Source organism: Nocardia sp. NBC_01388 (assembly GCF_045040085.1).
In the GTDB taxonomy this organism is placed as follows: Bacteria; Actinomycetota; Actinomycetes; order Mycobacteriales; family Mycobacteriaceae; genus Nocardia.
The window spans coordinates 5,343,216-5,367,669 of sequence record NZ_CP109553.1 but is presented as its reverse complement, the minus strand read 5'-3'; the positions used below and the strand labels follow the sequence as shown (position 1 = coordinate 5,367,669).

The 24,454-nt window shown below is 67.8% G+C and carries 24 protein-coding genes; 12 read left to right on the top strand and 12 right to left on the bottom strand.

Annotation, left to right across the window (positions count from 1 at the left end; genetic code table 11):
• Nucleotides 1-12: 12 nt before the first annotated feature.
• Nucleotides 13-444, bottom strand: coding sequence for a succinate dehydrogenase hydrophobic membrane anchor subunit (locus OG716_RS26310; RefSeq protein WP_297614633.1), 432 nt, complete (start codon nucleotides 442-444; stop codon nucleotides 13-15).
• 8 nt (nucleotides 445-452) lie between these two features.
• On the bottom strand, nucleotides 453-845 hold the full coding sequence (gene sdhC, locus OG716_RS26305; protein WP_327143888.1) for a succinate dehydrogenase, cytochrome b556 subunit: 393 nt from the start codon (nucleotides 843-845) through the stop codon (nucleotides 453-455).
• Nucleotides 846-1,145: 300 nt separating this feature from the next.
• On the opposite strand from sdhC, the gene OG716_RS26300 reads away from it, so the two are divergent.
• From OG716_RS26300 to OG716_RS26285, 4 genes are all read left to right on the top strand, one after another.
• The gene (locus OG716_RS26300) at nucleotides 1,146-1,547 is read left to right on the top strand and encodes a cytidine deaminase (protein WP_405139922.1); all 402 of its coding nucleotides are present in this window, start codon (nucleotides 1,146-1,148) and stop codon (nucleotides 1,545-1,547) included.
• Between the two features lie 75 nt (nucleotides 1,548-1,622).
• The gene (locus OG716_RS26295) at nucleotides 1,623-2,906 is read left to right on the top strand and encodes a thymidine phosphorylase (RefSeq protein WP_405133372.1); all 1,284 of its coding nucleotides are present in this window, start codon (nucleotides 1,623-1,625) and stop codon (nucleotides 2,904-2,906) included.
• A gap of 92 nt (nucleotides 2,907-2,998) precedes the next feature.
• Nucleotides 2,999-3,262 (top strand): excalibur calcium-binding domain-containing protein, encoded by a 264-nt coding sequence (locus tag OG716_RS26290; protein ID WP_355124737.1) that lies wholly within the window; start codon nucleotides 2,999-3,001, stop codon nucleotides 3,260-3,262.
• 157 nt (nucleotides 3,263-3,419) lie between these two features.
• Nucleotides 3,420-4,511, top strand: a complete 1,092-nt coding sequence (locus OG716_RS26285; RefSeq protein ID WP_405133371.1) for an adenosine deaminase — start codon at nucleotides 3,420-3,422, stop codon at nucleotides 4,509-4,511.
• Nucleotides 4,512-4,761: 250 nt separating this feature from the next.
• On the opposite strand, the gene OG716_RS26280 is transcribed toward OG716_RS26285, so the two are convergent.
• The 5 genes from OG716_RS26280 to OG716_RS26260 form a co-directional block, all read right to left on the bottom strand.
• Nucleotides 4,762-6,009, bottom strand: coding sequence for a primosomal protein (locus OG716_RS26280; RefSeq protein WP_405133370.1), 1,248 nt, complete (start codon nucleotides 6,007-6,009; stop codon nucleotides 4,762-4,764).
• A 26-nt stretch (nucleotides 6,010-6,035) separates the two neighbouring features.
• Nucleotides 6,036-6,365 (bottom strand): YbaB/EbfC family nucleoid-associated protein, encoded by a 330-nt coding sequence (locus tag OG716_RS26275; RefSeq protein WP_405133369.1) that lies wholly within the window; start codon nucleotides 6,363-6,365, stop codon nucleotides 6,036-6,038.
• Nucleotides 6,362-6,721 (bottom strand): hypothetical protein, encoded by a 360-nt coding sequence (locus OG716_RS26270; protein ID WP_405133368.1) that lies wholly within the window; start codon nucleotides 6,719-6,721, stop codon nucleotides 6,362-6,364. Before OG716_RS26270 ends, OG716_RS26275 begins: the two co-directional genes overlap by 4 nt.
• Before the next feature lie 27 nt (nucleotides 6,722-6,748).
• The gene (locus OG716_RS26265) at nucleotides 6,749-7,930 is read right to left on the bottom strand and encodes a C40 family peptidase (RefSeq protein ID WP_405133367.1); all 1,182 of its coding nucleotides are present in this window, start codon (nucleotides 7,928-7,930) and stop codon (nucleotides 6,749-6,751) included.
• Nucleotides 7,931-8,120: 190 nt separating this feature from the next.
• Nucleotides 8,121-8,429 carry a type VII secretion target gene (locus tag OG716_RS26260; RefSeq protein ID WP_405133366.1) on the bottom strand — a complete coding sequence of 103 codons (309 nt, stop codon included), beginning with the start codon at nucleotides 8,427-8,429 and terminating at the stop codon, nucleotides 8,121-8,123.
• Nucleotides 8,430-8,568: 139 nt separating this feature from the next.
• On the opposite strand from OG716_RS26260, the gene upp reads away from it, so the two are divergent.
• Entirely contained in the window at nucleotides 8,569-9,192 is a 624-nt protein-coding gene (gene upp / locus OG716_RS26255) for a uracil phosphoribosyltransferase (protein WP_405133365.1), read from the top strand.
• Between the two features lie 11 nt (nucleotides 9,193-9,203).
• Here the strand turns inward: upp and OG716_RS26250 are convergent, their stop codons facing one another.
• From OG716_RS26250 to OG716_RS26240, 3 genes are all read right to left on the bottom strand, one after another.
• Nucleotides 9,204-9,554, bottom strand: a complete 351-nt coding sequence (locus OG716_RS26250) for a hypothetical protein (protein ID WP_355124753.1) — start codon at nucleotides 9,552-9,554, stop codon at nucleotides 9,204-9,206.
• A 19-nt stretch (nucleotides 9,555-9,573) separates the two neighbouring features.
• Nucleotides 9,574-11,259 (bottom strand): phospho-sugar mutase, encoded by a 1,686-nt coding sequence (locus tag OG716_RS26245; protein WP_405133364.1) that lies wholly within the window; start codon nucleotides 11,257-11,259, stop codon nucleotides 9,574-9,576.
• Between the two features lie 162 nt (nucleotides 11,260-11,421).
• The gene (locus OG716_RS26240) at nucleotides 11,422-12,204 is read right to left on the bottom strand and encodes a purine-nucleoside phosphorylase (protein ID WP_405133363.1); all 783 of its coding nucleotides are present in this window, start codon (nucleotides 12,202-12,204) and stop codon (nucleotides 11,422-11,424) included.
• A gap of 147 nt (nucleotides 12,205-12,351) precedes the next feature.
• On the opposite strand from OG716_RS26240, the gene OG716_RS26235 reads away from it, so the two are divergent.
• The 3 genes from OG716_RS26235 (at nucleotide 12,352) to OG716_RS26225 (ending at nucleotide 16,112) form a co-directional block, all read left to right on the top strand.
• Nucleotides 12,352-13,059, top strand: coding sequence for an enoyl-CoA hydratase/isomerase family protein (locus OG716_RS26235; RefSeq protein ID WP_405133362.1), 708 nt, complete (start codon nucleotides 12,352-12,354; stop codon nucleotides 13,057-13,059).
• Between the two features lie 330 nt (nucleotides 13,060-13,389).
• On the top strand, nucleotides 13,390-14,700 hold the full coding sequence (locus OG716_RS26230) for a M20 family metallopeptidase (protein ID WP_405133361.1): 1,311 nt from the start codon (nucleotides 13,390-13,392) through the stop codon (nucleotides 14,698-14,700).
• A 227-nt stretch (nucleotides 14,701-14,927) separates the two neighbouring features.
• Nucleotides 14,928-16,112 carry a M20 family metallopeptidase gene (locus OG716_RS26225; RefSeq protein WP_405133360.1) on the top strand — a complete coding sequence of 395 codons (1,185 nt, stop codon included), beginning with the start codon at nucleotides 14,928-14,930 and terminating at the stop codon, nucleotides 16,110-16,112.
• Nucleotides 16,113-16,197: 85 nt separating this feature from the next.
• Here OG716_RS26225 and OG716_RS26220 read toward each other — a convergent pair whose 3' ends face one another.
• Entirely contained in the window at nucleotides 16,198-16,677 is a 480-nt protein-coding gene (locus tag OG716_RS26220) for a gamma-glutamylcyclotransferase (RefSeq protein WP_297614602.1), read from the bottom strand.
• 226 nt (nucleotides 16,678-16,903) lie between these two features.
• On the opposite strand from OG716_RS26220, the gene OG716_RS26215 reads away from it, so the two are divergent.
• The 4 genes from OG716_RS26215 to OG716_RS26200 all read left to right on the top strand — a co-directional run bounded on the left by OG716_RS26215 (nucleotide 16,904) and on the right by OG716_RS26200 (nucleotide 22,561).
• A complete protein-coding gene (locus tag OG716_RS26215; protein ID WP_327143903.1) occupies nucleotides 16,904-18,307 on the top strand; it encodes an NAD(P)H-quinone dehydrogenase in 1,404 nt (467 codons plus the stop codon).
• 197 nt (nucleotides 18,308-18,504) lie between these two features.
• Nucleotides 18,505-19,644, top strand: coding sequence for a hypothetical protein (locus tag OG716_RS26210; protein WP_405133359.1), 1,140 nt, complete (start codon nucleotides 18,505-18,507; stop codon nucleotides 19,642-19,644).
• 120 nt (nucleotides 19,645-19,764) lie between these two features.
• Nucleotides 19,765-21,234, top strand: coding sequence for a hypothetical protein (locus OG716_RS26205; RefSeq protein WP_405133358.1), 1,470 nt, complete (start codon nucleotides 19,765-19,767; stop codon nucleotides 21,232-21,234).
• 133 nt (nucleotides 21,235-21,367) lie between these two features.
• The gene (locus OG716_RS26200; RefSeq protein WP_405133357.1) at nucleotides 21,368-22,561 is read left to right on the top strand and encodes a PLP-dependent aminotransferase family protein; all 1,194 of its coding nucleotides are present in this window, start codon (nucleotides 21,368-21,370) and stop codon (nucleotides 22,559-22,561) included.
• 320 nt (nucleotides 22,562-22,881) lie between these two features.
• Here OG716_RS26200 and glpK read toward each other — a convergent pair whose 3' ends face one another.
• A complete protein-coding gene (gene glpK, locus OG716_RS26195; protein WP_405133356.1) occupies nucleotides 22,882-24,378 on the bottom strand; it encodes a glycerol kinase GlpK in 1,497 nt (498 codons plus the stop codon).
• Nucleotides 24,379-24,454 lie beyond the last annotated feature (76 nt).

Below are 24,454 nucleotides of genomic sequence, written 5' to 3'. Positions count from 1 at the left end.
GTTGGCCTGTTCCTAACTGATGTTGGGGTCGAAGGTGAAGATCACGTAGGTGCCGGTGACCATGACGAGAATCATGGACACGACCAGCGCGGCCTTCAGCCAGAAGCGGGTGGAGTCCTTGCGCGCGTAATCGTCGATCACGGTGCGCAGGCCGTTGCCGCCGTGCAACTGTGCGAGCCACAGCATGGTCAGATCCCAGATCTGCCAGAACGGCGAGGCCCAGCGGCCGGCGACGAACGCGAAGTTCAGCCGGTGCACGCCGCCGTCGAGCATCAGCATGATCGTCATATGGCCGATGACCAGGACGACGAGCAGCAGGCCGGAGGCACGCATGAACAGCCACGCGTACTTCTCGAAGTTGTTGCCACCCTGGCGCCGCGGGGCGCGGGGCGCGTCCAGGCTGGCGGGGCGGTCGTAGGACTTACCGAGAACAGGTGCGGTCATCTCGAGGCTCAATTCGTCAGCAGGTAGAAGAGCTGGCGGCCGATCCCGGCGCCCGCGACAAGGATCCAGATCGTGAGCACGATCCAGAGCATCTGGCGCTGGTAGCGGGGCCCCTTCGACCAGAAGTCGACCAGGATGACGCGGATGCCGTTGAACGCGTGGAACAGCACGCAGACAACGAGACCCATCTCCATGAGGGCGACAATCGGATTCTTGTACGTCTCGATCGCCTTGTCGTACGTGTCCGGGCTGACGCGCACGAGCGCGGTGTCCAGGACATGGACGAACAGGAAGAAGAAGATCGTCACACCGGTGATGCGGTGGAGCGCCCAGGACCACATACCGGGGTCGCCTCGGTACAGGGTCCGCTTCGGCTTGGCCGGAGCTTCTAGCGTGGTCATAGAGTGCGGTGCCTCCAACGTCGTTGATGGACCCGGTCAGATCCGGCGCGGAGCCATTGGACTGTCGATAACACCAGCTCACAGCCGGAATCGTCGTCCGGTGGCAGTGCTGCAGGCCCGCAGTCGGGAACCTGAACCGATCTGTCGTGAACTCTAATCCCAGCCCCGTATCGGAACTAATTCGGCGTGCCGCTCGTTGGCCGGAAATATCCTGAGTTAGGTTTGCCTTTCCTGATCTCCGGGGTGGTGTCCGAGGGCTTCCGCGTGGCTATTTGCATGGGCATGGAAGGATGGTCCGATATGTCTGATATTGACTGGAATCTCTTGCGAGGCAGCGCATTTGAAGTCATGCGAAATGCCTATGCGCCCTACTCCCGTTTCCCCGTCGGTGCCGCTGCTCTCACCGCGGACGGGCGAATTGTGAGCGGCTGCAATGTGGAAAATATCTCATACGGTTTGGGCCTCTGCGCCGAATGTGTACTGGTCGGTAACTTGATTTCGTCCGGTGGCGGGCGGCTGCGCGCGGTCTCCGTCTGCGATTCCCGGGGCGAAATCCTGATGCCGTGCGGTCGCTGCAGGCAACTGCTCTTCGAACACGGGGGAGCGGACGCGCTCATCGACCACCGCGGCGCACCGGTCCCGCTGATCACCCTGCTCCCGGACGCCTTCGGTCCCGACGATCTGGAAGCCGGACAGCAGTAGCCCGCGGGAAATGTGGATCCCGGCCGAACGCGCGCCGGGATGACGAGGCCGAGTCAGCGTGCCAGGGTTGCGGGCATGAGTGTGCACTCGGCTGTTGACGTAATCCGGGCGAAGCGCGACGGCGGAGAGCTCAGCGACGCGCAGATCGATTGGGTGGTGGACGCGTTCACCCGGGGTGAAGTCGCGGACGAGCAGATGTCGGCCCTGGCCATGGCGATTGTCTGGCGCGGTATGACACGCCGCGAGACCGCCCGCTGGACCGCCGCCATGATCGACTCCGGCAAGCGCCTGGACTTCGGCGATCTGGCGCGGCCCACCGTGGACAAGCACTCCACCGGCGGCGTCGGCGACAAGATCACCTTGCCGCTGTCACCGCTGGTCGCGGCGTGCGGTGCGGCCGTCCCGCAGCTGTCCGGGCGCGGATTGGGCCATACCGGCGGCACATTGGACAAGCTCGAGGCGATTCCCGGCTGGCAGGCCGATCTTTCGGTGGACCGGATGCGGGAGCTGCTCGCGGATCCGGCCGTCGGCGCGGTGGTCTGCGCCGCCGGAGCCGATCTCGCCCCGGCCGACAAACGGCTCTACGCGCTGCGTGATGTGACCGGGACCGTCGAATCCATCCCCCTGATCGCAAGTTCCATCATGAGCAAGAAGATCGCCGAGGGCACCGGTGCGCTGGTCCTGGACGTGAAGGTCGGCCGGGGGGCATTCCTGAAGGAACTCGGCCAGGCCCGCGAATTGGCCACGGCGATGGTCGAACTCGGCACCGACGCGGGCGTGCGGACCGTGGCGCTGCTCACCGCCATGGACACCCCGCTCGGCCGGACCGCGGGCAATGCCCTCGAGGTCGCCGAATCGCTGGAGGTGCTCGCCGGTGGGGGACCGGCCGACGTCGTCGAGCTCACCCTCACCCTGGCCCGGGAAATGCTGGCCCAGGCCGGAATCGACGTCGACCCCGCCGCGGCCCTGGCCGACGGCCGCGCCATGGACCACTGGCGCGCGATGATCAGCGCCCAGGGCGGCGACCCCGGCGCACAGCTGCCCAGGGCGCGGCACACCGAAGTGGTTGCGGCCCCGGCCTCCGGGACGCTCGCCCGCCTCGACGCACTCGATATCGGCATTGCCGCGTGGCGCCTGGGCGCGGGCCGCGCGCGGCAGGGCGACAGCGTCCAATTCGGCGCGGGCATCGAAATGCATGCCAAGCCCGGCGATACCGTCACGGCGGGCAGGCCGCTGCTCACCCTGCACACCGATACGCCGGAGGCCTTCCCCGCGGCATTGGATGCGCTGCGCGACGCCTTCACCATCGGTGCGCCGCCCGCGCCGACTCCATTGATCCTGGGCCGCATCACGGCCTGACTGATCCTGGGTCCGGATCACGGCCTTGACCCTGCGTGCGGGCTGAGAATCGAGGAGGGTGGGGGCGCGGGGATCGGCCTAGCCTGGAAATCGTGAAGCACAGAAACTCATTGCGATTACGCGCATCGGCCGCGGCCTGTCTGAGCGCCCTCGCCCTCGGTGGATTTCTCCCGGCCGTCGCCTCCGCGCACTACGACACCTCCCCGCCGCCGCCGACCTCCAAGGGCGCGCCGCACCCGTATTACGCGAATTGCGATCAGGTGCGGGCGGAGGGCAAGGCGCCGCTGCTGGCCGGACAGCCGGGATACACCGGACTGCTGGACCCGAAGGGCACCGGTGTGGCTTGCGGCTACTAGCTCACCGTGCCCGATAGCTGCTGTGTCCATCGGGCGCTGTACCCAGTGGGTGAAGATCGGGCGAAGTCCAGCAACGTGAGGGCAACGACACGCCTACCAGTAGGTGACACAGGTCAACTGTCATGCCGCAGAACGGGAATGCGGCTACCGTTTCTACATGACTGGACCGACGCCCCTCACTCTCGCTTCGATCCGCCAGGCGCCGAAGGCGGTCCTGCACGATCATCTGGACGGCGGGCTGCGACCGGCCACCGTGCTGGAGCTGGCTCGCGACTGCGGATACGACCAGTTACCGGCTGGTGACGCGGAATCCCTGGGAAATTGGTTCCGGGACGCGGCGGACAGCGGATCGCTGGAACGTTATCTGGAAACCTTCGCGCACACGGTCGCCGTCATGCAGACGCCCGAGGGCCTGCTGCGAGTGGCGCGCGAATGCGCCGAAGACCTGGCCGCGGACGGAGTCGTCTACGCGGAGGTGCGCTTCGCCCCGGAGCAGCATCTGGAAAACGGGCTCACCCTGGACGAGGTTGTCGAATACACCCTCGCGGGATTCCGTGAGGGCGAGGCCATCGCCGCCGCGGCCGGTACGCCGATTCGGGTGGTCTGCCTGCTCACCGCCATGCGGCATGCGGCGCGCTCCCGCGAAATCGCCGAACTGACAATCAGATTCCGGGATCTGGGCGTCGGCGGCTTCGATATCGCGGGCGCGGAGGCCGGCTACCCTCCCACCCGGCACCTGGACGCGTTCGAGTACATGCGAGCCAATAACGCGCACTTCACGATTCACGCGGGCGAGGCGTTCGGGCTGCCGTCCATCCATGAGGCCCTTGCCTTCTGCGGCTGCGATCGGCTCGGTCACGGCGTGCGCATCACCGATGACATCACCGAGGGGCCGGACGGCCCCGTGCTCGGCCGGGTCGCGAATTACGTGCGGGACTTGCGAATTCCGCTGGAGCTGTGCCCGTCCTCGAATGTGCAGACCGGCGCGGTGCCCTCGCTGGACAAGCATCCCTTCGACGTGCTGGCGCGACTGCGCTTCCGAGTCACCGTCAATACCGACAACCGATTGATGAGCGATACCAGCATGAGCAATGAAATGCTCAAGCTCGCAGACACTTTCGGCTACGGCTGGAGCGACCTGGAGCGCTTCACCATCAATGCCATGAAGTCGGCGTTCATCCCGTTCCCCGAACGCCTGCGCATCATCGACGAAGTCATCAAACCGGGATACGCGGTCATGCTCGGCTGATTCCGGCTCAGAAGATGCTTACGCAACAACTGATTTCGTGAGCTTCGGGGTAACTCCGGGGGTACGTCCAAAACCGAGCCCCCTGCTCGACCGCCGGTCCGCAACGGCGGTCGAGTGGCTCTCATCCATAGCTTCGGGGTAACTCCGGGGGTACGTCCAAAACCGAGCCCCCTGCTCGACCGCCGGTCCGCAACGGCGGTCGAGTGGCTCTCATCCATCGGCGGAAGGTGCGGGGAGGCGGATGAGCGCCCTACTCCTTGCTGAGGCGAGCCTCGAACGCATCCTCCAGAACTCGCCAGGACGCCGCCTCCGCCGCGAACGGCGGGTTCGGGGCCATCCGGCCCGGGTCCGGGTTGAGCAGGTAGGAAACGTACCAGCCGAGCGGCGAGGAGACGGCGAGCGCCTTCTCGACGCTGTCCTCCTCGGCGTAATCGGCAGCGTCGGTGAACAATTCGACCGCGAGGTCGAGCTGATCGGTATCGACGGACTTCGGGCCCTGTGCCAGATCGTCGGCCAGGCCGGGCAGCACGTAGATGTTCTCCTCGTCCACCTCGACCTCCAGCGCACCGTCCACCGCGGAGGTCTGGATCTCGCTGTAGGTGCTCACCCGCACCAGATCGTGCTCGTGATCGTCGGCGAGGTAGCGGGCCAGGGCGCGCTCGGACGGGAACACCGAGATGGCGCCGTCCTTGCCGAGGAAGATCGGCTCGTCATCGACGTAGCAGCGCAGCGTGAACCAGGTGCCCTCACTGGTGATGATCTTGACCGGGTCGATGCCGACCTCGTGCCAGAACGAGAGCTCCTCGTCCTCTTCGTCCTCGTCCTCCGCGTCGAGGTCGACGGTCTCGATATCCTCGTCGGTGTCCACCACATCCTCGGCGTCCACGATGTTCTCTTCCGCCGCAAGCAGTTCCGCCTCGGCGACGGCGACCGCATCGGCATCCACGTCCGGGATCTCCACCACCGAGTCGATGGCGTCCAGCACACCGTCCCAGTCCTTGTTGATGGCCGCGCCGATCTGCTCCCACAGCTCCTGGCCCTCGCTACCGGCGAAGGCGCTGACGCCGCCCGGCAGTGCGCCCAGCACCGGATGCGATCCGAAGAACTTGGTCACGGCGTCGAGCTCGCACACATCGCCGATATTGCGGACCATCTCGAGAGTCTCCTCGAGTTCGGAGATGATCTCCGGATCCGGTTCGTCGGCCGCGAGCTCCGGCACGCCGACGAGATCGAAGACGAACTGCTCCTCCGGCTCCAGTTCGGCCGCCGACAAACCGGCGATGATCTTCCACGCGGGATGATCCACCAGATCGTTTTCGGCATCGGTCCGGATGAACGCGGCCAGCTCCGCTACGGAGTCGAAACCGTAGAGGTCTTCCTCGTGGCCGAGGAATGCCTGCCACTCATCGTCGCCATCTCGCCAGCGGGGCGCCCACAGGGTGACGAGATCGCCTTTGGTCAGTCCGAGCGCGATCGGGACGATGTCTCCAGAAGCCATGACCGGAAGCCTATCTAGTGGTCGCGTCAGGCACTATCCGGGCCGCCCCCAACATTTCCCGGCGCGATGGACTCGTGCAATCGGGCGAGTGCTTCGGCCCGTTGCGCACTGGCCTGTGCGGCCGCTTGCTGGCATGCCCACAGCACCAATTGCGATACCTCCGCCGGTGGCCGGGCGGTCACCGATTCGGCCAGCCAGAGCCCTGTCAGAGCGCCGTCGCCGTCCACTTCCGCGGTCACCGAACGGTCGTCGCTGGTGAATTGCCCGCGCACCCGGCCGAGCTCGTAGAGCGTGGCCTCCAGCGCTTCGAGCCGGTCGGCGACTGCGCTCACCAGTGCGTTCATCTGCTCGCTCATGCCTTCCCCAGCCAGCTCGCCGGACCGGTGTCGGCATCGTCGAGCCGGTCGAGTTCATCGACGGCGGCCTGCCGGGTGGGGAGGCCGAGCCGGTCGAGCAGTTCCGCGGGCATGCCGGTCGCGGCCAGCAGTTCGCGGCGGCGGGATTTGGCGACCAGGGCCGAGCGCTTGCTCAGCCGCAGGATTTCGTCGGCGAGAGCCTGTGCGCCGTAACGGTATTCACCGCGCTCGAAACGGATCTGCACCGGTATGCCCTGATCGGTGGCATGCACGGTGAGGGTGCCGGCGCGATTGCTGCTCGCCGCCACGGTGACCGGGGGGATCTCCGTGGCATCAGGACTCTGCGGCTGGGTCATACCTGCCTCCTCCGGGGCGGTTGCGGCTCAGGCCGTGGGCCTGTAGAAGCCGAGGAACCGTTCTCCCATGTTCTCCGTCCGAATCGGACCCGTCTGGACGGGATCGCCCGCCTCCACCAATTGACCGTTGCCGATCACCATTGCCACATGCCCGTCCCATACCGCGAGATCGCCAGGCATCAAGTCCCCTGGACCGACCTGCGGATGCCCGTACCCCTGCTCCTGCGCCAAACGCGGCAGCGAAACCCCCGCCTGCGCGTACGCCCACTGCGTCAAACCACTGCAATCGAGACCGACACCCGGTGTGGTGCCGCCCCAGACGTACGGCGTGCCGACAGCGCTGAGGGCATTGCGCACCGCATCGGCGGCCTGCTGGTTCGGGGCTTCCACGGTACTGCCGTCGGGCAGCGTGAGCTTCACCCCGGTCCCGGCGGGCCGGGTACCCGGCGTGGTCCGGTGGGTTCTGGCGGTGCTGTGCGGCGATGAATCACCGACCGACGCCGCGACCGTGGACAGTCCGCTGCCGGCCAGCGCGGCCCCGGACTCCAGCACGTTCCCGCCCGAGGCGGCATAGCCCGAACCGGTCTGCTGCGCTCCGCCGGATCCGGGATCGACAGCCGTCGCGATCGTCGCGGGAGGCTCGCCGCGCGTGGCCGCCGCGGGTCCGGCGGGCGGTGTCGCCGCGGCCGCGGCAGGCGGCGGAACCGGTGGCGGCGCGACCAATTCGCGCATGGCCGCGGTCTCGGATTCGAGCTCCGCCCGCACCCGCTCGACCACGTGCAGCGCTCGCCCCAGATGATCCAGAGCAGACCTGACAACGAGTGCCGCGGACGGCCCAGCCCCCGCCGCCCCCAGGCCCTCGGCCGAATCCAGAAACGACCGCAGCACCTTCGCCAGTTCCCGCTGCCCGGCCGCTATCGCCCCGCCCGCCCGATCCAGCACCTCCGCCATCGACTCCCCGTGATCGGAGACCGTGGCCGCACTCGTCTGCACCCGCAGCGCCTTGTCCATGGCCGCATCCCCACCCCGCCCGCGCCAGGAGTCGTACATCCCATCGACCCCCGAACGCCCGGCGGAGCGCACCCCGTCCACAACCCCCGAAGTCTCCCGAAGCGCCTCGACCGCACCCCCGGCCTCCCCACTGCCAAAACTGGCCAGCAGCTCCACAATCGGCCGCGCCAGCTCCGCCACATCCACCTCGCCGCTCATGCGTCCACCACCGGAAGCGCGGCACGGATCTGCCATGACGGTTTCCCGCCTGAGGTGCGCCGGCGACGGGCCCGCGCATCGAATGCCACGCGGTCGCGACTCACTTCCGCCCGGATCGGCCCGCGCCGGGTGCGGCCTGCCGGCAAGCCATGGTGGTGCGGGATACCGCGCGCCACTTCGAATGCCGCCGTCATGCGCTGAGCTCCGGGGCGTTGGCGTACCGGGTATCGGTGCCGACGTAGGTAGTTGCGGCGGCGGTGGTTGCGGTGCCGAGGGTGGTCAGGACGGCGGCGAGGGAGCCCAGGGTGGTGAGGTGGCCGGTGTGGGCGGCACGGTAGGCGGTGAGGAAATCGCTGCCGATGAGACCGAAGGCGGGGGTGAGTAGGAGGGGGTCGGCGGCGGTGGCACGCACCGTGGCCGCGGTGAGGGCGGCGGCCATGGTGGCGGCCGTGCTCGCGTAGGTGGTGAGGTCTTCGGGATCGATCGAGATCCGGTGCATGGATGCCCCCGTCGTGCCGGTCGCTGGCTGATTACGTCCTGCATGAGATTGGACGCACGCGGCGCGGCGGCAGTTCCGGGCCGAGGGGAATCTGCCGGGCTCGAACCGCGAATCAGCCCTACTGACCTATCGTTTTCCTATGCGCACTGACATCGTGGACCACCCGCTCGCCGCGGCATTGCTCACCACCATGCGCGATGCGCGCACCACCAACCCCACCTTCCGGGCCGCGCTGCGCGATCTGACCGGACTGCTCGTCTACGAGGCCATGCGCGAGGCACCCGTCACCAGGTTCCCCATCGCCACCCCGGTCGCGGCCGCCGAGGGCACCTGCCTCGCCGCCCCGCCGCTGCTGGTCCCGGTCCTGCGCGCCGGCCTGGGCATGGTGGAGACCGCGGAGAACCTGATCCCCGACGCCCGCATCGGATTTGTCGGTGTGGCCCGCGACGAGACCACGCACCAGCCGACCCCGTACATGGAGTCGCTGCCCGAGGATCTCGCGGACACCCCCGTCATCGTCCTGGACCCCATGCTCGCCACCGGCGGCTCGATGGTTTTCACCCTGGATCTGCTGGCCACCCGCAATGCCCGCGACATCACCGTCATCTGCGTGGTCGCCGCCCCCGAAGGCATTGCCGCCCTGGAGAAGTCGGGGCATCCGGTGCGCCTGGTCACCGCATCGATCGACCGGGGACTCAATTCCGACGCGTATATCGTCCCGGGTCTGGGCGATGCGGGAGACCGCCAATTCGGTCCCCGCTGAACGCGATCGGCCTAGAAGCCGAATGAACCCGTGCCGGTCTGCGGACCGCCCCGGCCGCCGTCGATGGCCCAGGTGCCGCAGTGCAGGGTTGCGAAAGTGGTGTCCTGGCTGGTGATTCGCACCGTCTTGGTGCCATTGCCGCCGTCACCGCGCTCGATGATGTCGGCGTCGGCGCCCAATCGCACCCACTGGCAGTCCGGTGCGGGGTTGTGCGTCGTGTAGTAGCCCGCCGAGATATCGGTGTTCACTGTGTAGGGGCCGTCGTGATCCATGACGGACCCCGCCGCTGAAGCGGTGCCGGCGGTGAGCGTCACTGCCGCCGCGGCGATGCCGAATCCGGTGAGCCACAGGGAATTACGCATATGCGGTCAATCCTTTCGTTCAGAGCTTTTCGCAGAAGGCCCGGATCTCGGAGAGCTGTTGCACCGCGGCGGCTTTCACGGCGCCCAGATCGGCAGCGGTGGCGACCGGCCGGACGACCTCCACGTAGCACTTGAGTTTCGGCTCGGTGCCGGACGGCCGGATGACTACCCGTAGCGAGTCGCCCTCGAAAACCAGTGCGTCGGTGCGCATCTGCCCGCGCAGCTGCGACATATCGGTGCAGGTCACCGCTTCTCCGGCAATCTCGGCCGGCGGGTTCGCGCGCAGCCGGTCCACCACGGCGGCCGCCTCCGCCGCATCGGCGAGCCGCAGCGACACCTGATCGCCCGCGTGCACGCCGAATTCGACCGCGTAACCGTCGAGTACCTCATCGACGGTGCGACCGGCCGCCTTCAGCTGGGCGATGAGATCGGCGGCCAGCACGGCCGCCGAGATCCCGTCCTTGTCCCGCACGGTGACCGGATCCACGCAGTGCCCGATGGCCTCCTCGTACGCGTACACGAGCCCGTCACCAGCGCGCGCCAGCCATTTGAAACCGGTGAGGGTCTCCGCGTATCGCGCGCCCCGGGCCGCCGCCACCTTGCTCAACAACCGGGACGACACGATCGTGGTGGCCACCAGCGACTCCGGCGCGGCAGTCCGCAGCACGAAATCGCCCAGCAGCACCCCGGTTTCATCACCGCGCAGCATGCGCCACCCGCTCGCCCCGCGCACCCCCACCGCACACCGATCCGCATCCGGATCCAGCGCAATGGCGATATCGGCATCGAGCCGCTGGGCCAGCGACAGCAGCAGATCCGAAGCCCCCGGCTCCTCCGGATTCGGGAACGCCACCGTCGGAAAATCCGGATTCGGCGTGAACTGCTCCGCCACCACCAGCACCTCGCCGAACCCGGCCGCCCGCAACGCCGCAACAGCCGGCTCGCCACCCACCCCGTGCATGGCGGTCAGCACCACCCGAATATCAGCCCGCTGCACCGGAACTCGCCCACCCGCCGCGGCTTCGCCGGGTTGCGCCGCATCGCTCAGCGCAGTGGACGAGACCGGCGCTTCGCTCGGCTGGGAGCTCGGCTCGGCGGCAGCGGACAGATGTGGTGCGTTGTCTGGCCGGGAGCTCGGCCCGCCGATGAGGTTCGGCAGGGTGGCGACTCGGGCCAGGTAGCGGCGGAGGATTTCCTCGCCCATGTCCTGGACGGTGGCGTCGGCGGGGAGGTCGAGGATGGCTGGATCCGGTGCGGTGGCGGTGGGATCGGAGCCGGGGATGCGGCCCTGGACCGCGTCGATGTACTTCTCGATTTCGGCGTCGGCGGGCGGCAGCAGTTGGGAGCCGCCGTCGAGGTAGAGCTTGTAGCCGTTATCGGTGGCGGGGTTGTGTGAGGCGGTGATCTGCACACCCGCGACCGCGCCCAGTGCGCGCACCGCGTGGGCGACGACGGGCGTGGGCAGCGGCCGGTGCAGTTCCAGCACCGAGAAGCCCGCTGCGGCAAACACTTCCGCGGTGGCTCGGGCGAATTCGGCGGAGCCGTGCCGGGCGTCGCGCCCGACGATGACCAATCCGCCACCGAGACAGCGATTCCGGAGCCAGTCGGCAATGCCCGCACTGGCCCTCGTGACGGTGTCCACGTTCATGCCGTCCGGACCGTCCTGCAGCGGCCCGCGTAATCCGGCCGTCCCGAAGCGCAGCATGCCATCTCCTCAAAGCGTGTCGGCCACGGCGATCCGGCCTCGTACTATGGGCCTCTCGTCGTCACCGCAGCGTAGGCCGTGCGGCGGATCGTGCAGAGGCGTTCGAGAACTCCGTGCAGAAGCGTTCGAGAACTCCGTTCAGAAGCGTTCGGGGAACTCCGTTCAGAGGCGTTCGAGAACTCCGCGCAGGAGTTTGCCCAATCGCGGTGCGGCGGCGTGCCCTTCGGCCAGCACCTCGGCGTGCGAGAGGTGTGCGCCGGTGACGCCGGCGGCCAGGTTGGTGACCAGCGAGATGCCCAGCACCCGCGCTCCGGCGGCGCGGCAGGCAATGGCCTCCAGCACCGTGGACATGCCCACCAGATCCGCGCCGATGGTGCGCAGCATGCGGATCTCGGCGGGTGTCTCGTACTGCGGTCCGGTCAGGCCCGCGTACACGCCCTCGGTCAGGCTGGGGTCGATATCGCGTGCCAGCGCCCGCAATTCGGGATCCCAGGCGTCGACCAGATCGACGAAGTCGGCGCCCGTGATGGGCGTCTGCCCGGTGAGATTGAGGTGATCGCTGATCAGCACGGGCTCGCCGACGGAGAGCCCGTCCCGAATCCCGCCCGCGGCATTGGTGAGCAGCACGGTCTGCGCGCCCGCGGCAATCGCGGTGCGCACATTGTGCACAACCTGCGAGGGCGCGTAACCCTCGTACAGGTGCTGGCGTCCCATGAGCAGCAGCACCGGCGCGTCATTGACGAGCACGGAGTGGATGGTGCCCTGATGTCCCTGGGCGGTGGGCGATCCGAAGCCCGGCACCTCGCCCATGGGGACGGAGGTGGCGGGCTCACCGATTTCGGCGGCGGCTTCCTGCCATCCGGATCCGAGCACCACCGCGACCCGGTGACTCTGCACTCCCGTACGTTCGGCTATCGCCTCCGCGGCGGCCTGTTCGGCTAGCATGTCGCCCACCCTAGTCGCAGGCGATCATCGGTGCGATGGCACAGCCTGGACCTGCCGGTTTCGCACCTTTTCCAGCTTTCGCAAAACTCGCGAAACAATGGCTACCCGCGAGTAGGTGTGCGTTCGCGCCCCCGCTAATCTGCACTCATGCCGTATTTGAAGCGTGATGGGGATGTGTTCGTCCTGTACCTCGGTGCCGAGGGCCAGAACATCGACAGCGAGAACCGCTTCCATCCCGATCTGATCACCGAGCTCCACGCGCTGCTCGACGAGGTCGAGGCCTCCGAGGGCCCGGCCGCGCTGGTCGTCACGGCCAACGGCAAGTTCTTCAGCAACGGTCTCGACACCGATTGGCTGTTCGGCAATTTCGACAAGAACTGCTGGTACCTCGACCGCGTGCACTCGCTGTACACCCGCCTGCTCGGCTTCCCGCTGCCGACGGTCGCCGCGGTGAACGGGCACGCCTTCGGTGCGGGCGCCATGCTGGCCACCTCCTGCGATTTCCGCATCATGCGCGCCGACCGCGGCTACTGGTGCCTGCCCGAGGTGCACCTGGGCATGCCGTTCACGGTCGCCATGAATGCGCTGGTCACCGGTCGCCTCACCAATCAGGTGGCGGTCGAGGCCATGACCACCGGTCGCCGCTACGGCGCCGACGACGCCCTCGCCGCCCGCATCGTGGACGGTAAGGCCGACGCGGAGTCGCTACTCGCCACCGCGGTCGCGCAGGCCGACGCGCTCAAGGGCAACCGCAAGCCGAACCTCCCGGTCATCAAGCGCGCCCTGCACCAGCACATCCTGGCGGGCCTCGCGGTCGAGACCACCCCGGAGAACCTGGCTTTCAACCCAGCCTGAGAACTGGCCAACAAAGCCTGGGGCCTGAGAACCGGCAAACGAAGCCGGCGGCCTGAGAACCGGCAAACGAAGCCGGCGGGTTGTCCTCGAACGTGACAACTGATCTCGTTCGGTCGGGGTAACTCGTCGGGTACGTCCAAAATCGGTGTCGCCCCTGACCGCCGGCGCGCGTGCCCAACGGTGAACGGCTCCCAAGCCGTGCGCTGAAGTTTCGGGGAGGCGGGACAGTTTCGGGGAGGCGGGACAGTTTCGGGGAGGCGGGACAGTTTCGGGGAGGCGGAACAGTGCGTCAAAGTTACCGGGAGGCGGGACAGTGTAAGACTGTGCCTTATGCCACCATCGCGCAGCGGCGATGACCGGAAATCTTGCACACCCAGTGAACGGCACTCAGCGTCTGTGTCGTCGCTGAATGCCGCCTCGTCCAATCTTGCTGTCGCGCCTGTGAATACGGCTGCGGCCAGCGCCTCCGATGCTGCTGTCGCTGACGCCCGCGAGCAGTTGATCGCACTCTCGCACTCGATCCATGCCGAGCCGGAACTCGCCTTCGAGGAATTCCGCAGCGTAGCCAAGACCATCGAGCCCCTGCGCGAACGCGGTTTCCGCATCGAAACCGGCGTGGCCGATCTGAAGACCGCCTTCTCCGCCGAATTCGGCACCGGCGACCTGGTGGTCGCGATCTGCGCCGAATACGACGCACTGCCAGAAATCGGACATGCCTGCGGGCACAACATCATTGCCGCCTCCGCGGTCGGCGCGGCGCTCGGCCTGGCCGCGGTCGCCGATGCCTGCGGTATCACCGTGAAGCTGCTCGGCACGCCCGCCGAGGAGAGCGGCGGCGGCAAGGTGCTCATGCTCGAGCGCGGCGTTTTCGACGATGTGGCCATGGCGCTCATGGTGCATCCGGGTCCGGAGGATATCGCCGGTGCGCATTCGCTCGCGCTGGCCGATCTGTCGGTGACCTATCGCGGCCGCGAATCGCATGCCAGCGCCGCACCGCAGCACGGCCGAAATGCCGGGGACGCGGTCACTATCGCGCAGGTTGCCCTCGGTTTGCTCCGTCAACATCTCAACCCCGGACAGCAGCTGCACGGTATAGTCGCCTCCGGTGGCGTAGCCCCCAATATCGTGCCCGGCCATGCGGAACTGCTGTATTACCTACGGGCAGTCGACTCCGCGAGCCTCGATGATCTGATGCAACGCGCATCGGCCTGTTTCGAGGCAGGCGCCCTCGCGACCGGATGTACCCATGACATCCGCAAGCTCGCGCCGACATATACCGAGCTCACGCCCGACAGCGCACTACTGTGTGCCTATCGCGAGCAGATCCGCGATCTCGGACGCGAGCCCATTGCCCCGGAACTCGAGGCCGCGCGGCCGCTTGGTAGTACGGATATGGGCAATGTCACCAATGTGATTCCCGGCATTCACCCGGTCATCGGCATCGACGCCGGGGGAGCGGTCACCCACCAGCCGGCGTTCGCGGCAGCCGCGGTGAACGCCTCCGCTGATCGAGCTGTCATCGACGGGGCAACGGCTCTGGCCCGCACCGCGATACAGATCGCAGGGGACGAATTTCATAGGGACAGGTTGTCGGAACGAGTCATGCAACGGCAGTTTCTTCGACAGGAGGACATTCGGTGAGCACAACCGGCCGGTCCACGGTGCGAGCATCGGGCCCCGAGGCGGCAGCTTGCGTAACCACGCAGGTCCACGCGAGTACCGTGGTGGATTCGGCGCGAGCCACGCTGGACACCGCCAGGGCTACGGGACCGTTAGCGGCCTGTAAGCCGCAAGGGGTTGCGAGCGTCGTGACGGGCAGCGCGGTGGGGGTCGATATGGGCTTTGAAATGGGCACGGTGAGTGTTGATATGGCTGGAATTCCTGATAGTGCGGTCAGTGGCCGAGATGTCGTGGACGCGTGGCTCGCCGAGCACGCGGACGACCTGATTTCCTGGCGGCGGCACATCCACGCCAATCCGGAGCTGTCGCGCGCCGAGTACGGGACCACCGAATTCATTGAGTCCTGGCTGGTCAAGGCCGGTCTGGAGCCGCGCAAGCTACCCAACGGCACCGGCCTGATCTGCGATATCGGCCCGGACACCCCACGGATCGGCCTGCGCGCCGATATGGACGCGCTGCCGCTGCAGGAGTACACCGGTCTGCCGTTCGCCTCGAATGTGCCGGGCGTCTCGCATGCCTGCGGGCACGATGCGCACACCACGATCCTGCTGGGTACCGCCTTGGCGCTGGCCGAGGTTCCGAACCTTCCGGTCGGTGTGCGGCTGGTGTTCCAGCCCGCCGAGGAGGTCATGCCCGGCGGCGCGATCGATATGGTCGCCGCGGGCGCCATGGAAGACGTCTCGCGCATGTTCGCGGTGCACTGCGACCCGCGGCTCGAGGTCGGCCGGGTCGGTATCCGGGTCGGGGCCATCACCTCGGCCGCGGACACCATCGAACTTGTGCTGGATTCGCCGGGCGGCCACACCTCGCGCCCGCATCTCACCAGTGATCTGGTCTACGCCATCGGCACCGTCATCACCGGTCTGCCGGGTCTGCTGAGCCGTCGCATCGATCCGCGCACCAGCACCGTCATGGTGTGGGGTGCGGTGTCGGCGGGCAAGGCGCCCAACGCGATTCCACAGACCGGCATGCTCACCGGCACCGTCCGCACCGGCGATCACGCCACCTGGTCGTTGCTCGAGCCCATGGTGCGCGAGATCGTCGAGGGCCTGCTTTCCCCCACCGGCGTGCGCTGGCAGCTCAACTACAAGCGCGGCGTGCCACCGGTCGTGAACGACGAACTGGCCGTGCGCATGTTCGAGGCGGCCATCCGCGAGGTCGGCCCCGATGCCCTCGCCGATACCCAGCAGTCCGGCGGCGGCGAGGACTTCTCCTGGTACCTGGAGGAGGTGCCGGGGGCCATGGCCCGCCTGGGTGTGTGGTCCGGTCAGGGCGAGCAGCTCGACCTGCACCAGCCCACCTTCGATATCGATGAGCGCGCGCTCGCCGTGGGCGTCCGCGTCATGACGAATATCGTGCTGAACGGGTACTGAGTTCGCGCAAAGCGAAGAGGCGAAAAAACTTCGGGCCGCACCTGTCAGGTGCGGCCCGAAGTAGTTCGAAGAGGAGAAAGAGGAATTAGGGCCCGAAGGTGCCCGGGCCGACGTTCTTGCTGTTACGGGTGCGCAGGGCGTGCACGTATTCGCCGGGGGCACCGGCTTTTTCGGCGCCTTCGGCGATCACTCCCAGATAGCGGGCCGAGGGTAGGCCGCCCTCGTAGGCGTCCAGGACGTACAACCAGGCGAGCACCGGCTGCGTGGCGTTGCCCTGACTGGGCGTGACGCGGAGCCGGATCTTCTTGTGGATGCCGAAGTCCGAGCCCTCCCAGCGGTCCAGGCTCGCCTCGTCCTCACCCGGGACGTCGTACAGGACGACGAAAACCCGTGATCCGGGCTCCTCGACCACGGTCGCGAGCGGTCCCTCCCAGCCGATGTCGTCCCCGGCGAAGGTCAGGCGCCAACCCTCCAGCCAGCCGGTTCCGGACACAGGGGAGTGCGGACAGCGCTTGAGCATCTGCTCGGGATCCATGTTGGACCCGTAGGCGGCGTAAATCGGCACTGTGAGAGCGTATCGAACAATCCCCGGCTACCTCCCCCGATCCCGATCCTCAGCGGTTCGCGAGTGGCCCGGCCGGTCGCTCCGGACCAGCTCCGACCACATTCCGGACGGTCGCCAAGTGTGACGAAACTGTCTCCAGATGCGGTTCCAGCTGCACGGACCTGAGCCGATAACGTTGTGGTGCGGCATCGGAGATCCCGATTGCCCAGCCAGAAGCGAGGGAACAATGACCCGCATTGCGATCATCGGCGGCGGCCCCGCCGGTTACGAAGCGGCATTGGTCGCCGCGCAGCACGGGGCGCCGGTCACGCTGATCGACAGTGACGGCATCGGCGGAGCCTGTGTGCTCTGGGACTGTGTGCCTTCGAAGACCTTCATCGCCTCCACCGGCGTGCGCACCGATCTGCGCCGCGCCCGCGACCTCGGCATCACCGTGCATCCCTCGCAGGCGCAGGTGCGTCTGGCAGAGGTGAATTCGCGGGTGAAGGCACTCGCGCAGGCGCAGTCCTCCGATATCAAGGTGAAGCTGCAGACCGCCGGCGTGACCGTGCTGGCCGGGCACGGCGAGCTCATGGACCAGGCGCCCGGGCTGGCGACCCACCTGGTGAAGGCGACCCTCGACGATGGCCGCCAGCACCTGCTCGAGGCCGAGGTGGTGCTGATTGCCACCGGCGCCAGTCCGCGCGTCCTGGCGGGCGCTGAGCCGGACGGCGAGCGCATCCTGAACTGGCGCCAGCTCTACGACCTCAAGGAACTGCCCGAAACGCTCGTGGTGGTCGGTTCCGGTGTCACCGGCGCCGAATTCGTGTCCGCCTATACCGAAATGGGCGTGAAGGTGAAGCTGGTCTCCAGCCGCGACCGCGTGCTGCCCGGTGAGGACGCCGATGCCGCGCTGGTGCTGGAGGACGCGCTCGCCGAACGCGGTGTGGAACTGGTCAAGCACGCGCGCGCCGATGCGGTCGAGCGCACCGCCGACGGCATTGTGGTGAAACTGTCCGACGGCCGCACGGTGACCGGCTCGCATGCGCTCATGACGGTCGGCTCGGTGCCCAATACCCAGAATCTCGGCCTGGCTCGCCTGGGCATCGAACTGGACAAGGGCGGATACCTGCGCGTGGACCGGGTTTCGCGCACCACCGCCACCGGTGTGTATGCCGCCGGCGACTGCACCGGACTGCTGCCGCTGGCCTCTGTGGCCGCCATGCAGGGCCGAATCGCCATGTACCACGCACTCGGTGAGGGTGTGCAGCCGATTCGCCTGAAAACCGTTGCCTCCGCGGTGTTCACGCGTCCGGAGATCGCCACGGTCGGTGTGAGCCAGACCGCCATCGACAATGGCGAGGTCCCGGCGCGCACGGTCATGTTGCCGCTCAACACCAATCCGCGCGCCAAGATGTCGGGGCTGCGCCGCGGTTTCGTGAAGATCTTCTGCCGTCCCGCCACCGGTGTGGTGATCGGCGGAGTCGTGGTGGCGCCCATCGCTTCCGAGCTCATCCTGCCAATCGCCCTTGCGGTGCAGAACAATCTGACCGTCAACGATCTCGCGCAGACCTTCTCGGTCTATCCTTCGCTGACCGGTTCCGTCACCGAGGCCGCGCGTCAGCTCATGCGGCACGACGATCTCGACTGACGGATGAACTTCCGGTGCTGGGAGGGCTTCGTCTTGCCCCGCTTACGCCGGTGTGATTCACTTCGCGACGGGAAGCGATCGGCAGGGCGATCGCGAGAATGTCGGTGGGTCAACCCTTTCCGGGTCAGCCGGTGTACAGCTCGTACTCGCCCGCACGTCCGTTCGTGGTGATGAGGGACGAAGGAATAGGGCGAAAATTGAAGCACCGCAAGCCGAATCGGATCAAGGCCAGCACCTCCCTGTCACTGGTCGGCGCGGCCGCCGTGGTCAGTCTGCTGGGTACTCCCGCGAATGCGGCCCCCGCGGACCCGGGCGCGGTCCCGGCGGCCCCCGGACAGCAGCCGGGCGGCACGGACGGTCAGCCGGGCGCCACCGATGGTGGTCAGTCGCCGACGACCGACGCGCCGATCCCGCCCGACCCCAAGATCGGTTCGGTGCCGGCGCCCAAGCCGGATACCACAAAACCGGATGTCACCCAGCCGCAGCAGAGCCAGCCGGGTGTCACCACCCCCGGTTCGCCCAAGCCGGACACCACCGCGCCCGCGGGCAATGCCCCCTCGGACGGCAACGCCCCCAGGCCCGATACCCAGCCGGCCGGTGTCGCGCCGCAGCAGGGGCCGAAGGTGACGCAGCCGGGTGTGACCGTGCCGCGCGTCGCTCCGCTGCCGGTGCCGGGCCAGACGGTGCCCGCCATTCCGGTGCAGGTGCCGGATAAGCCGAACCAGCAGACGATTCCGGCGCAGGTGAACCCGAACCAGCCTGCCAAGCCGGGTAACACCCAGCCGGATACCGTCGCCCCGGATCAGTCGGACACCACCTCGGTGGACACGCTGACCGGTCAGCCGACCGTGCAGAAGCCGCAGTGGCAGTCCCCGGCCGTCGACACCGCACCGGCCGCGCCTGTGGTCGCGATGACCGGACCGCACACCGAGATCGGCGCCAATGTCGACGGTGGCGTCGCGCTGCCCGGCTGGGCCGCCAATACCCACCACTTCAGCAATCTGGACGGTTACGTCGGCACCATCGGCTACACCACGCCGGGCGGTACCGGTGAGGCCGGTGTGTCGATGGACTACACCACGGTCAACCAGATCAAGGTGACGGCCTTCGCCAGCGCGGGCGCCGGTGATGACCGCAAGCTCGAATTCGTGCTCGACAGCACCGGCGCCAATGCCGCCAAGGCGGACGCCGAGAACTTCGTGCGCCTGCTCCCCGGCGGCGGCACCATCCTGGACGCGCTCGGCCAGATTGGTAAGCTCCCGGAGGGTGATATCCCCGGCCAGACCACCGACGTCGGCGGTGTGACCACGCAGTTGGGCGGTTCGGTCCAGTACTGAGAAATACCGGCCGAATTTATTGCCGGCGAAGAGTTGAAATTCGGTGCCGGCAGGAGTTGAGTCGTCGCGTGGGGCGGTCGTAAACGACCGCCCCACGCGTGTGTGGCGAAAGGACGGGTGATGGATTCCGGCAAGGACGAGTCGGCGGACCGCCCGGAGGCCACTCCCGGCGCGGAACCGGCGCAACCGGGAGCGCACGAGCAGCACGCGGGAGCGCACGAGCAGCACGGCGGTGCTCCGCAGTCGCCGGGCGCGAGCGATCCGCACGTCGATGCCGCGGGATCGAATACCGCGCCGCAGGAGGGGTTCTCGGGTCAGCCGGACGCGGCGGAATCGCCGTTCGGGCCGGGACCCGGGAGTATCGGGTCCGACTTCGGGCCGCCGCTCTCGGAATTCGGTCCGTCGCTCAATGATTTCGGCCCGCCGGTCTCGGTATTCGGCCCGACGACCGATACCTACGGGGTGCTGGGCAACGACTTCGGTTCGCCGCTCAATGATTTCGGGGCGGCCGCACCGGGTTTCGGTCCGGCGCCGGGCGAGTTCGGTCCCGCCGCGGATGCCGGTGCGACCGGCTGGGCGCCGCCGGTGGTGCCGCCCAGCCCCGAGTTGGCGTGGCGGCCGGTCGACGGCGAGTATCCGGCGCCGGATTCCTCGGTGCCGCGGTCGCAGTACGCGACCGGCGATGATGCGTTGTACGACAATGGATTCGGTGATCAGGGCGATGTCGAGGAGACCGTCCGTCACAGTGTCGAACCGGCCCCGCCCGCCAAGAAACCGTCGGCGGGCTGGGCGCGGGGCGGCGGCATCAGCACCGCCGCATTCGCCGGGCGGGAATCGGCGTGGCTGCGTTCGGCCGACGCCGGCATGCCGGCGGCGGAACCGGAATCGGCTGCGCCGCAGCAGGAATCGCTGTCGTGGGCGGACGATCCCATCGGCCGGATGCTGATGCCCAAGAAGACCGAGCCGAAATCGGAGTCGCTGTCCTGGTCCGACGATGAGATCGCGCGGCGGTTGGCTCCGAAATCCGCTGCACCGCAGGATAAGCCGAAGGCCTCACGGAAGCCGATCCTGATCGGCGCGGGTGTCGTGGTGGTACTGGCCGCGGTCGCCGGGGTGGTGGTCGCGCTCACCGGCGGCAGTGACAAATCCGATTCGGCGTCCGCCGCCTCCAGCTCCGACGGCCTGGTGACGACCGCCGCTCCCACCACGGTGGCCGCGCTGAGCTGCCCGACCAAGCGGGACGGACCGCTGACCATCGGCAATGGCGCGGGCGGCACCGAGACCGGCGCGGATGCCATCCTCGGGTTCCAGCACGCCTTCTACGCCGACCGCAATGGCGTGAAGGCCCGCTCCTTCGTCGCCCCCGATGCGGCGAATGTGTCCCAGGCCGACACCATCCAGCAGGCGATCAACGATGTGATCCCGATCGGCACCAGCTACTGCCTGCGCATCACCGACGCGGGCCCCGACGCCTACGACGCCGACCTCACCGAACACCGCCCCGACGGCACCACCACCGTCTACCGCCAGCACATCCTCACCGTGAACAAGGACGGCAAACACCTGATCTTCGCCATCGACGAGCGCTGACAACCGCCCCGGACGGTGTTGTCGGTCTCATTGGGGCGAATTCGTCCCATGATCTGAGACCCGGTTTCACCTCGTGGTTTGGCTGTGACACAGTGGAATTTCGCATACCCCGGCGTTCCCTCGGAGGTTTCCCATGTCCGCGATAACTCCACCGCTGTCTCGCCGGCTCGACAGCCTGCAGAGTTCGGCGATTCGCGACCTGCTCAAACTCACCGCGCGCGCCGACATCATCAGCCTGGCCGGTGGTCTGCCGGACGCCGAGCTCATGCCACGGGATCGCATTGCCGCGGCGGCAGAGGCGGCGCTGGCCGATCGGCCGGTGCTGCAGTACACCGAATCGCCGGGCTGGGGACCGCTGCGCGAGGTGCTCGCCGCGCGGGAGTCGGCGCGGCTGGGCCGCCCGGTGCCGGTGGAGGAGGTCTTCGTCACGCACGGCTCGCAGCAGGCGCTGTCGCTGCTGGCCGAGGTGCTGCTCGATCCGGGCGCGCTGGTCGTGGTGGAGGATCCGGCGTATGTCGGTGCGCTGCAGGTGTTCCGGGCCGCCGGAGCCCGTATCGTCGCGGTTCCGCTGGACGGCGAGGGCATGCGCGTGGATGTGCTGCGGGAGCTGCTGGCCGCGGGGGAGCGCCCGGCCTTCGTGCACACCGTCAGCAATTTCCACAATCCGGGCGGCGTCACCATGAGTGCGCAGCGCCGCATGGAACTGGCGGAACTCGCTACGGCACAGGGCTTCTGGGTCATCGAGGACGATCCGTACGGCGAACTCTGGTTCGACAAACCCGCGCCCGCGCCGGTGGCGACCTACTCGCCCAATGTGATTCGCCTGTCCAGCGCCTCCAAGATCCTCGCCCCCAGCCTGCGGGTGGGCTGGATGGTCGCCTCGACCCAGGTGTGCCGCGCGGTGGAATTGCTCAAGCAGGGCGCCGACCTCTGCGGCTCCGCCCTCACCCAGCAGATCGCCGCCGACCTGCTGTCGGACACCGATTGGCTTGCCGCCCACGTCGATTCGGTCCGCACGACCTACGGCGAACGCGCCCGCGCCCTGGTCGGCGCCGTCCGCACCCGCTTCGGCGACCGCATCGCCACCACCGACGCCACCGGCGGCATGTTCGTCTGGGCCGACTTCACCGACGGCACCGACACCCAAGCCCTGCTCCCGCACGCCCTGGAAGCCGGCGTCGCCTACGTCCCCGGCTCCGCCTTCGCCGTCACCACCGACTACGCCCACTCCATGCGCCTGTGCTTCACCACCTCGGACACCACCGTTCTGGAGGAAGCCGTATCCCGCCTGGCCAAGGCCCACGCAGCCGCCCCAGCCCGGGTCTAGTCGCTCATCTGCCGCTGCTGCCAGGCCGCATCGGCACCGTCATGTGGTCAATCCTGGTTCGCGCATGTGGCCGAGCGTGATCGCCGGCATCCCGCCCACCCCGTCATCCCGGCATGCTTTTGGCCGGGATCCACACTCGCAATGGTGTGGCAGTCGCGGTGGATCCCGGCCAAAAACGCGCCGGGATGACGAGGGAGGGATCCGTTCCGCTGGGCATCCGTTCTGGGCATCACCCGGGTCCTGTCCCGGGCATCAAGATCATCAGGAACTGGTGGCGGCATTGTGCGAGTGGCCGCCGCCCTCAGTTCCTGGTCGGTGGCTCAGGCCCAGTTGTAGGTGCGCTCGACGGCTTTGTTCCACTCGTGGAGCAGGTGGTCGCGGTCTTCGCCGGACATCGTCGAGTTCCAGCGCTTGTCCTCGGCCCAGTTGTCGCGGATATCGTCGGGGGAGGCCCAGTAGCCGACGGCCAGGCCGGCCGCGTAGGCCGCGCCGAGGGCGGTGGTTTCGGTGACGACCGGGCGCACCACGGGGGCATCGAGAATGTCGGACTGGAACTGCATGAGCAGTTCGTTGATCACCATGCCGCCGTCGACCTTGAGCGTCACCTTTTCGACGTCGAGGTGCTGTGCGGCCGCATCCGCGCGCATCGCGTCGATGACCTCGCGGGTCTGGAATGCGGTGGCCTCCAACACCGCTCGCGCGATATGCCCGCGATTCACGAAGCGGGTCAGGCCCGCGAATACGCCGCGGGCGTCGGGCCGCCAGCGCGGGGCGAACAGGCCCGAGAAGGCCGGGACGATGTAGCAGCCGCCATTGTCCTCGACGGTGCGGGCGAGCGGCTCGATCTCCTCGGCGGAGCCGATCATTCCCAGGTTGTCGCGCAGCCACTGCACCAGTGATCCGGTGACCGCGATGGACCCTTCGAGCGCGTACACGGCCGGTTGCTCGCCGAGGCGATAACACACGGTGGTCAGCAGCCCGTGCTCGCTGAATACCGGTGTGGTGCCGGTGTTCATGAGCATGAAATTGCCGGTGCCGTAGGTGTTTTTGGTATCACCGGGGGACAGGCAGGCCTGCCCGAAGGTGGCCGCCTGCTGATCGCCGAGAATGCCCGCGATCGGCACGCCCGCCAGTGCGGTGGTGGTGATATCGCCGTACACCTCGGACGAGCTGCGGATCGTCGGCAGCATGGCCACGGGCACGCCGAAATCGGCGCAGATCTGCGGATCCCATTGCAGTGAGCGCAGATCCATCAGCATGGTGCGCGAGGCATTGGTGACATCGGTGAGGTGCTGACCGGTGAGATTCCACAGCACCCAGCTGTCGATGGTGCCGAAGCACAGCTCCCCGTCCTCGGCGCGCTGCCGTGCCCCCGGTACGCGATCGAGGATCCAGCGCAGTTTGGGCCCGGCGAAATAGGTGGACAGCGGCAGCCCGGTGCGGTCGGCGTAGCGGTTCGGGCCGTCGGATCCGGCCAGCTCGACGGTGAGATCGGCGGTGCGGGTGTCCTGCCAGACGATGGCATGGTGAATCGGCTTGCCGCTGGCGCGTTCCCACACCACGGTGGTCTCGCGCTGGTTGGTGACGCCGACCGCGGCGATATCGCCCGCCCCGATGCCGAGCTTGTCCAGCACCTCGGCGATCACGAGTTCGGTATTGCGCCAGATGGTTTCGGCATCGTGCTCGACCCACCCCGGCTGCGGGAAGATCTGCTCGTGCTCACGTTGCGCGACCCCGGCGATGAGGCCGTGGTGATCGAAGACGATGCACCGGCTGGAGGTCGTACCGGAATCGATGGCAGCCACATATCGACGCATTCGAGCAGGCTACTCGCCGCGAATGCGCCCATGCCGCCATGACGCGCGCTGCCACGGACGGGGTCGCACGGTGAGC

What these genes read in the sequence shown, in the direction of transcription:
- OG716_RS26215 (WP_327143903.1), top strand. Translation starts at nt 16,904, where the DNA reads ATGACCCGCATTGCGATCATCGGCGGCGGCCCCGCCGGTTACGAAGCG.
- OG716_RS26300 (WP_405139922.1), top strand. Translation starts at nt 1,146, where the DNA reads ATGTCTGATATTGACTGGAATCTCTTGCGAGGCAGCGCATTTGAAGTC.
- upp (WP_405133365.1), top strand. Translation starts at nt 8,569, where the DNA reads ATGCGCACTGACATCGTGGACCACCCGCTCGCCGCGGCATTGCTCACC.
- OG716_RS26295 (WP_405133372.1), top strand. Translation starts at nt 1,623, where the DNA reads ATGAGTGTGCACTCGGCTGTTGACGTAATCCGGGCGAAGCGCGACGGC.
- OG716_RS26250 (WP_355124753.1), bottom strand. Translation starts at nt 9,554, where the DNA reads ATGCGTAATTCCCTGTGGCTCACCGGATTCGGCATCGCCGCGGCGGCA.
- OG716_RS26240 (WP_405133363.1), bottom strand. Translation starts at nt 12,204, where the DNA reads ATGCTAGCCGAACAGGCCGCCGCGGAGGCGATAGCCGAACGTACGGGA.
- OG716_RS26205 (WP_405133358.1), top strand. Translation starts at nt 19,765, where the DNA reads ATGGATTCCGGCAAGGACGAGTCGGCGGACCGCCCGGAGGCCACTCCC.
- OG716_RS26285 (WP_405133371.1), top strand. Translation starts at nt 3,420, where the DNA reads ATGACTGGACCGACGCCCCTCACTCTCGCTTCGATCCGCCAGGCGCCG.
- OG716_RS26230 (WP_405133361.1), top strand. Translation starts at nt 13,390, where the DNA reads ATGCCACCATCGCGCAGCGGCGATGACCGGAAATCTTGCACACCCAGT.
- OG716_RS26270 (WP_405133368.1), bottom strand. Translation starts at nt 6,721, where the DNA reads ATGACCCAGCCGCAGAGTCCTGATGCCACGGAGATCCCCCCGGTCACC.
- OG716_RS26310 (WP_297614633.1), bottom strand. Translation starts at nt 444, where the DNA reads ATGACCGCACCTGTTCTCGGTAAGTCCTACGACCGCCCCGCCAGCCTG.
- glpK (WP_405133356.1), bottom strand. Translation starts at nt 24,378, where the DNA reads ATGCGTCGATATGTGGCTGCCATCGATTCCGGTACGACCTCCAGCCGG.
- OG716_RS26260 (WP_405133366.1), bottom strand. Translation starts at nt 8,429, where the DNA reads ATGCACCGGATCTCGATCGATCCCGAAGACCTCACCACCTACGCGAGC.
- OG716_RS26200 (WP_405133357.1), top strand. Translation starts at nt 21,368, where the DNA reads ATGTCCGCGATAACTCCACCGCTGTCTCGCCGGCTCGACAGCCTGCAG.
- OG716_RS26225 (WP_405133360.1), top strand. Translation starts at nt 14,928, where the DNA reads ATGGCTGGAATTCCTGATAGTGCGGTCAGTGGCCGAGATGTCGTGGAC.
- OG716_RS26235 (WP_405133362.1), top strand. Translation starts at nt 12,352, where the DNA reads ATGCCGTATTTGAAGCGTGATGGGGATGTGTTCGTCCTGTACCTCGGT.
- OG716_RS26280 (WP_405133370.1), bottom strand. Translation starts at nt 6,009, where the DNA reads ATGGCTTCTGGAGACATCGTCCCGATCGCGCTCGGACTGACCAAAGGC.
- OG716_RS26275 (WP_405133369.1), bottom strand. Translation starts at nt 6,365, where the DNA reads ATGAGCGAGCAGATGAACGCACTGGTGAGCGCAGTCGCCGACCGGCTC.
- OG716_RS26245 (WP_405133364.1), bottom strand. Translation starts at nt 11,259, where the DNA reads ATGCTGCGCTTCGGGACGGCCGGATTACGCGGGCCGCTGCAGGACGGT.
- OG716_RS26265 (WP_405133367.1), bottom strand. Translation starts at nt 7,930, where the DNA reads ATGAGCGGCGAGGTGGATGTGGCGGAGCTGGCGCGGCCGATTGTGGAG.
- sdhC (WP_327143888.1), bottom strand. Translation starts at nt 845, where the DNA reads ATGACCACGCTAGAAGCTCCGGCCAAGCCGAAGCGGACCCTGTACCGA.